At 63.5% G+C, this 5,989-nt stretch carries 9 protein-coding genes and 1 pseudogene; 2 read left to right on the forward strand and 8 right to left on the reverse strand.

Features of this window, described 5'->3' with window-relative positions; genetic code table 11:
* Positions 1-177: 177 nt before the first annotated feature.
* The 5 genes from FV242_RS32260 to FV242_RS35060 all read right to left on the reverse strand — a co-directional run bounded on the left by FV242_RS32260 (position 178) and on the right by FV242_RS35060 (position 2,212).
* The gene (locus tag FV242_RS32260) at positions 178-417 is read right to left on the reverse strand and encodes a hypothetical protein (protein ID WP_147941779.1); all 240 of its coding nucleotides are present in this window, start codon (positions 415-417) and stop codon (positions 178-180) included.
* Between the two features lie 42 nt (positions 418-459).
* Complete coding sequence (locus tag FV242_RS32265) at positions 460-648, reverse strand: hypothetical protein (RefSeq protein WP_147941780.1); 189 nt, start codon at positions 646-648, stop codon at positions 460-462.
* A 187-nt stretch (positions 649-835) separates the two neighbouring features.
* Positions 836-1,006, reverse strand: a complete 171-nt coding sequence (locus tag FV242_RS35055) for a hypothetical protein (protein WP_187278661.1) — start codon at positions 1,004-1,006, stop codon at positions 836-838.
* A gap of 155 nt (positions 1,007-1,161) precedes the next feature.
* Positions 1,162-1,806, reverse strand: a complete 645-nt coding sequence (locus tag FV242_RS32270; RefSeq protein ID WP_147941781.1) for an AAA family ATPase — start codon at positions 1,804-1,806, stop codon at positions 1,162-1,164.
* 250 nt (positions 1,807-2,056) lie between these two features.
* Entirely contained in the window at positions 2,057-2,212 is a 156-nt protein-coding gene (locus FV242_RS35060) for a hypothetical protein (protein WP_187278662.1), read from the reverse strand.
* Positions 2,213-3,444: 1,232 nt separating this feature from the next.
* Here FV242_RS35060 and FV242_RS32275 point away from each other — a divergent pair.
* Together FV242_RS32275 and FV242_RS32280 are read left to right on the forward strand one after the other, a co-directional pair.
* Positions 3,445-3,690: a hypothetical protein gene (locus tag FV242_RS32275; RefSeq protein WP_147941782.1), complete on the forward strand. Its 246-nt coding sequence runs from the start codon at positions 3,445-3,447 to the stop codon at positions 3,688-3,690.
* A 138-nt stretch (positions 3,691-3,828) separates the two neighbouring features.
* The gene (locus tag FV242_RS32280; protein WP_246692988.1) at positions 3,829-4,191 is read left to right on the forward strand and encodes a hypothetical protein; all 363 of its coding nucleotides are present in this window, start codon (positions 3,829-3,831) and stop codon (positions 4,189-4,191) included.
* Positions 4,192-4,265: 74 nt separating this feature from the next.
* Here the strand turns inward: FV242_RS32280 and FV242_RS32285 are convergent, their stop codons facing one another.
* The 3 genes and pseudogenes from FV242_RS32285 to FV242_RS35235 form a co-directional block, all read right to left on the reverse strand.
* Positions 4,266-4,604, reverse strand: a complete 339-nt coding sequence (locus FV242_RS32285) for a hypothetical protein (protein ID WP_147941783.1) — start codon at positions 4,602-4,604, stop codon at positions 4,266-4,268.
* A 519-nt stretch (positions 4,605-5,123) separates the two neighbouring features.
* A complete protein-coding gene (locus FV242_RS32290) occupies positions 5,124-5,498 on the reverse strand; it encodes a DUF4440 domain-containing protein (RefSeq protein ID WP_147941784.1) in 375 nt (124 codons plus the stop codon).
* A gap of 110 nt (positions 5,499-5,608) precedes the next feature.
* Positions 5,609-5,989: pseudogene (locus tag FV242_RS35235) on the reverse strand (hypothetical protein); the annotation flags it as partial.

Below are 5,989 nucleotides of genomic sequence, written 5' to 3' on the forward strand. Positions count from 1 at the left end.
CCGAGCGGTTTGCCGACATGGACAAGGAAGCGCCGCGCCTCGCGTTCATAGTTCCGGCGGGTGTTCGGGCTTGACGATCGAGACAGCCACAGCCGTACCATCTGCGCGTCGTCGTCGGCCTGCGCGGGTGGCAGGGCCTCAACAGGCTCGATGACCGCTGGGAGCCCAGACATCTGTTCAGCCCCAGTCCTGGCTATCGAGTGCGCACTCGCCCTGCATGCGACTGGCTATCGCCGTCATCGCGTCGCTGAGCGTAGGGTGCGTGCGCGTTACGCTTTTCAGGTTGCTGTTGGGGTCAGGCACGATCTGGAAGAGACCGCCGACATCCTGCTCGATCGCGCCGAGCGACCGGCCGAGCCGGTCTTTCAGGCCCCACGAGGTGCCGTCGGTTCCAGTCGGCGTGACGACGATGTCCATGGTGATCCTCCAAAGCGAGCTGTGGGGCCGAAGGCCCGGTAATCAGCAAGAGGCTGTAGCCACTGTCCGGGCGATCGGGGTGCCGAGGCCGTCGACGACATGCCCAGCCTCCCGGCAAGCTGCGATCCAGGCCTCCGCCCCCTCGAAGGTCGGGAAACTGCGGGCGATGCCTTTGACGCTCGCCTGCCACGGCTCACCGGGGGCGGTCTGCCGCGGACCAAAGACCATCATGGCGGGCTCTTTCGCTCCAACGCAAGATAATGAACCTTGTCTTGCGTTCGCACCTTAGCCCGAACCGCTGCCCCTCCGCAGTGCCGTCGTGCTGTAGTGCTACAGCATAAAAATGCGACACTGTCATAGCGCTAAAGCATCGTGACATTACAGCGGGACAGCGCTGCAGCGTCACGCCGCTATCGCGCTACACTTCACCCTTCCCCTTGAGTGAAGCCGCGGACGGGTGCCCGTGTTTTTGCAGCGCGGCGTCGATCCCTTCCATGATGACGTCGTGCACCTTCACGTCCCGGGTGAATGCGATCTCGCGCAGCCGCCGATGCACCTCCTTCGGCAGGTATACGGAGGTATGCACCACGTCCGGCCGGGCTCGACGGCCCGCAGGCTTCGGTGCGGGAGCGGCCGGGGAGGGGGCCGGAGCGCTGGGCGCAGTTTCGCGCTCAGCTCCTGGGGCAGACTCGCGGGCTTCGGATCCTGGCAGGGTCAGGCCACCGATTAGGGACGGGCGCTTGCTCATGCCTTGTTCGCCTTCATCTTGCGATCCGCCCAGGCCCAGAGCGCGCGTAGCTCGTCGGCCGCCTTGCCCTCGGGCGCATACTCGGTGACGCCCTTCCCCGCCGCCAGCGCGTCTTGGTGGTCCGCTCGCTGCGTTAGGGACGGCTCAGCCAGCACGCCGAACATCCCAAGCCCGCTGGCCGCCTCGACGGTTCGAGCCGATCGCCCGGCCGGGCACTGGTTCAGCACGAAGGCGAAACGGTCCCGCATGCCGAGCCGCATCAGGGTCTCGATCGTCGGCATAGTCGCCTGAAGGTCGAGGCGTGACGGCCGAGCAGGGATCAGCGCCAAGTCGGCCGCTTGCATGGCGAGGTTGCCGCTGGTGGAGGCGACGCCGGCCGTGTCGAGAACCGCCAGAGTGAATCCTTGCTCGCCTAGTGCTGCCAGGATCTGCGGAAGGTCCGCCAACCGATCAGGACCGAGACGGTCGACGGCAGGCGCGTCCTCGGCCCGGTTGTCTCCCCAGGCCGCGAGCGAGCCTTGAGGGTCGAGGTCGAGGGCAACGACGCGCTCCCCTGCCTCTGCCGCCGCGACCGCAAGGCTTGCAGCCACCGTCGTCTTGCCGGCGCCGCCCTTCTGCGTGACCAGGGTTATCGTTCGCATGTCCCCTCACAAGTGCTGTCGTGCTGTAGCAGCACAGCATGATAGTGCGAAAGTGCTACGATCCGATGGCGTGACGATGTGATAACGCTATAGCGCTACAGCATTGTAGCAGAACAGAGCTGTAGCGTTGTAGCGCTGCCTGTTCTATCTGGTGGGCTCCCCGTCGCGGAGCGGTCGGAAGGTGCGTAAGGCCGGGCAAGCCGTGATGATATGGCCGCCCGGCCGGTGCGAACGCCGTCGAGGAAGCGCTTCAGCTCTTCGAGAACGGCGTGCTGCCCTTGTAGTTCTTGCCCCGCGTCTCGGCCTTGCGGGGCTCCGGCTTGTCCGCCAACAGGCGCTTCACCCGCTCGTTGAAGTCCTCGGGCGTGACGCTTTGCGCTTTGCCGGTCTTGAGTTCCAGCGCCATCTCAGCCTCCGTATCATGGCCCAAGGCACGGGATTGCGCGGAGGGATAGGACCCTATGCGCCCTCTCGGGGTAGGGGGCTAATCAAGGCGATATAGCGGCCTCACAGCCCGGCAATGGACTTGGACGGAGGTGGGTTGCCCGCCTCGATCACGAGGCAGTCCGCCATCCGATGGCCAGACGAGGCCCACCGGTTCGACCCATGCTCTGGGGGTTAAAGAGCCTGAACCGGACCGATGGGTGTCCCTCGACAGGACGCGTCATGGTGCTTCGCAGTCTGATGTGGGTCAACGAGAAAAGCCCGCCCTGGTGATCCAGGTGCGGGCTTGTTGCGATTGCGCCGGCGAGGCCGCACCGTGTCATCAGGGGAGGCGGTCCTGCTCTGCCGACGCTCAGACCCCAGCCCATCGCTACTAGCGACCGTGACGATTGATGGTTAATAGATCGTTGCCATTGTGAGGATGGCCGCTTGGCCGGCTGTAAGCTCCTGCTAAGCTGAGATGCTTTGTCGAGCGTCAGCCATGTTGGGGAGGCTCCACCGCTGAGACAATCCAGAGCCGACACTCCTTGCCAGGCCATGACGTTCCAGCTCCAGACAAGCTGCCAGTGTCGGGCCGTTGCGCTGGCTCACCGGTACGCCAGCCCGGGACTTGATCACGCTGGTGCTGACAGGGTGGTCCGTCAGCGCCCCAAGGATGGCTAGTTCTAAGTCGGTCAGAGATCGCATCCTGGTAGCCAAGCAGGACAGGAGCCAGAACTGCGACTGGCCGACTCACATTCCCGTCAGACCCGAGTGCGTCACCAATGCAGGCGGTCGCGGACTTGGCCTTCTTGGCACTTTGCCTGCACTATAGATGCCATCAGACGGTCCGCAGTAACGCTTACCATGCCCCTTGTTTGGTCCCGTACAGCCCCAGATACGCACTACGATTTCGTTGCCGCTGAGGATGGCGTGGAAGTTGGACGGGTCATGATGAACCTTGGTGGGCCGAGTGCTGATACGTGGTTCTGGGCCTGCACGGGATGTCAGCGCTTTGAGACTGACCTGAAGCCTCTAGATGGCGAAGTGCAAACCAAAGATGAGGCGATCCAGGCCTTGTCGGAGGCATGGGCCCGAGCCAAGGGATAGGAATGCGCATGGGCCTGCGCCGCACAATCGTCATGACCGCCATCACATCGACTTCGCATGGGCCACACCATTCCTATAAGCTTCCGGCTGGACGGGAGCCGAGCCATGAGCGAGCCCACCGAAGCCGATGTGTTAGCGCGAGCTAAGCGCACCTTCATCGAGAAGAACCACGATGACCGGGCCTGGGACGCCGGTTTCACCGAACGAGAGGCCCGCCACGGGCACAGCGTCGCCTGCCTGACTGAGCTTGAGCGCCAGGAGTACCTTGAACAGGCGCGCCATGAGCTTCGGACCAGTTCGCCGGCGGAGCGCTTGGACCGCTGCAAGACAGGGCGCAAGGGGATCGAGTAACACGCCCATCGACTTGGGATTTCTCAAGAAGCGCACCGCACGGTCTCGCGCGCCGGCACGGTCTGCTCGATGGACACCACGCGGATCGGCCGGAAACCTGAGATCCGGTCGGCTATTGCCCCGTAGATCACCAGAGACATGCCCGTGCACTACCGAGCCCACGTTGCTCTGGCCCTTGCCGTCAGTGTGTACGCTGTGCCTGTCAACGCTCAGACCCAGGAGGAGCAGGCCCTGACCCTACTCCGGGCCTCCAGCGCGCAGTCGGCCATCATCACGTTCTGTGGCAAGCACTACGCGATCGACGGAACGACCGCACTGCGGATCTCTCAGACCGCACGTGATGTGGCCACCAAGGTTCTCGGCCAGGAACAGGCGAATGCCGCCTTCAAGGACGAACTAGCGCGGCGCTACGCTGAGGTGAAAGAGGTTGGCGAGCAGCAGTGGTGCGCCGACCAGCGCGAGGCGCTCTCGGAGGGCGAGGTTCGGATCTTCAAGGACTGACCGGCTCGGCCTCGCCGCCCGATCTAATTACAGGCTGGCGGGGGAAAGCCGCAGGCTTTTTGTGCTCGTCGAGACTAGCAGCCGGATCGGCAGGACGCAGACCGCACCAGCATGTCGTTGTCACCGATCGTCATGACGCTGATGAGCTGCTCGCCACGCTTCCAGAGCATCGAACACGCTGCGGCTCCGAATGGCGCGCAAGTCTCGGCCTCCGGATAGGCTTCGCAGGTAACTTCGCGACGCTCGCATACCTTACTCGATGCCGGCACAAGCGCGGGCCGCCATCCAAGCTGCAGAAGCGAGGCCCGAGCATCAGGGTAAAGAGTGTTAGGCTTGAACTTCGGCAGCGCTTCAGCGGCCTGCGCCCCACCAGCAGCGACGACGAAGGCGAGTGCGGCAAGGGCGTAGCGCATGGAAGGAGGATAGCATCCGGTTCAAGATCGCTCATACCCTGTGTAATAGCGCAACGAGGCCGCTCGCTATAAGCTCCGCGCCCAGCACCTTCAGGGGGGCGTTGCTGACACCTTCGTCCGTGAGAACCGCCGTAGTTGCACCTGCCACCACCGCGACACACAGAACGGTGGCGACCCGGCTCAAACTCACTTCAGTTAGCCCTCTGCCTTCAGATGGTCGGTGGGGATTATTGACGCTGCTTCAGGATCCCGCACCAGCCGCATCGCCCGCAGCTTCGCTGTCCGTTCTTCGATCGCCTGTCGCTCCCTCTGGATTTCGGCCCAGACCTGATTGGCCTAGTCGTGCATCTCTGCGGCTCTAGCAACCTTGGTCTCGCGATAACCTTGAACGTGGCTGGGATTGTGGGACATCAGCGCTCCCCTCAACCTGTAGGCGAGAGAGCTAGAGCGCAGAGCTGGCGCGTCACGGGTGCGCCTAGGGCTTCCGAAGCCGCACCCTGGTTCTGGCCTCCTCGCCAATCAGCTGTTGACTTCCGCGGGGGATGTCATGAGCGGAGGCGTCTGCTGATGCTGCACAACACGCCAGACCTCGTGCTCAAGTCGCCGGTAGGTCGAGGTGCAATGAGCTTCGTAGGTCTCACCGTCTCGGCTCGCCTTCGCTTGATAGGCGATCACGATGAGACCTTCCTGCGGACGGCTGATCCGCTCATTCGAGATCTCGATATTAGCCCACCGCGGCGTGGACGCGACTGCTTCGATCGCCTGCGTCCCGCCGAGGACGAACGGTGGCTGTGGGAGGACCATGAGGCATTCCTCGTCAACGAGCTCGCGGTAGTGATCTGCGTCGCACGTCCACAGGCTCTTTTCGAACGACCACACGCGATCATCGTCCACAGCGCTCTCCTTGGTTCCTCGAATAGTTCAGGAAAGCGGATCGTCGGCGCGTTCGTTCCACCTTTGATCGGCGTAGAAGTCGTGGGCGCATGGCCGAGACACTGGTGGCTTTAGACCTCGATCGGACGGGCAAGCAGAAGCGCGGATCTGACTGCCGCACGCCGGCTACCGTCCTTCGCTGTTGGCTCTCTGAGGGTAGCCGTCACGTGACGATCTGCTTTCACGACCGCCGTGAGGTCGACAGTGAGCCCGGGAGCCAGCTCGAATGCCCCAATCTTTGGATTGGCTAGGAAAGCTTCGACTGCAGCGTCGAGGTTGGCCCGCGCGATCTTTCGGGCATGGACCAGATCGCTGACGTTCTCCAGTGTACGCCTCCGGTGAGGGCCGCGGTCGAGGGCATCGCGCTCTGCGCTGAAGCCTGACCTTAATGCTGGCGTTAAGGTCGGCGGGTCGGGGTGATGCGGGTCGAGCTCCTGGAGAATGCCGAACGG

The organism is Methylobacterium sp. WL64 (genome assembly GCF_008039945.1).
Taxonomy (GTDB): Bacteria; Pseudomonadota; Alphaproteobacteria; order Rhizobiales; family Beijerinckiaceae; genus Methylobacterium.

Bases quoted from the DNA above. Each gene is read 5' to 3' on its own strand.
- FV242_RS32260 (WP_147941779.1), bottom strand. From the start codon at position 417: ATGGACATCGTCGTCACGCCGACTGGAACCGACGGCACCTCGTGGGGC.
- FV242_RS32265 (WP_147941780.1), bottom strand. From the start codon at position 648: ATGATGGTCTTTGGTCCGCGGCAGACCGCCCCCGGTGAGCCGTGGCAG.
- FV242_RS32270 (WP_147941781.1), bottom strand. From the start codon at position 1,806: ATGCGAACGATAACCCTGGTCACGCAGAAGGGCGGCGCCGGCAAGACG.
- FV242_RS35060 (WP_187278662.1), bottom strand. From the start codon at position 2,212: ATGGCGCTGGAACTCAAGACCGGCAAAGCGCAAAGCGTCACGCCCGAG.
- FV242_RS32275 (WP_147941782.1), top strand. From the start codon at position 3,445: ATGAGCGAGCCCACCGAAGCCGATGTGTTAGCGCGAGCTAAGCGCACC.
- FV242_RS32280 (WP_246692988.1), top strand. From the start codon at position 3,829: ATGCCCGTGCACTACCGAGCCCACGTTGCTCTGGCCCTTGCCGTCAGT.
- FV242_RS32285 (WP_147941783.1), bottom strand. From the start codon at position 4,604: ATGCGCTACGCCCTTGCCGCACTCGCCTTCGTCGTCGCTGCTGGTGGG.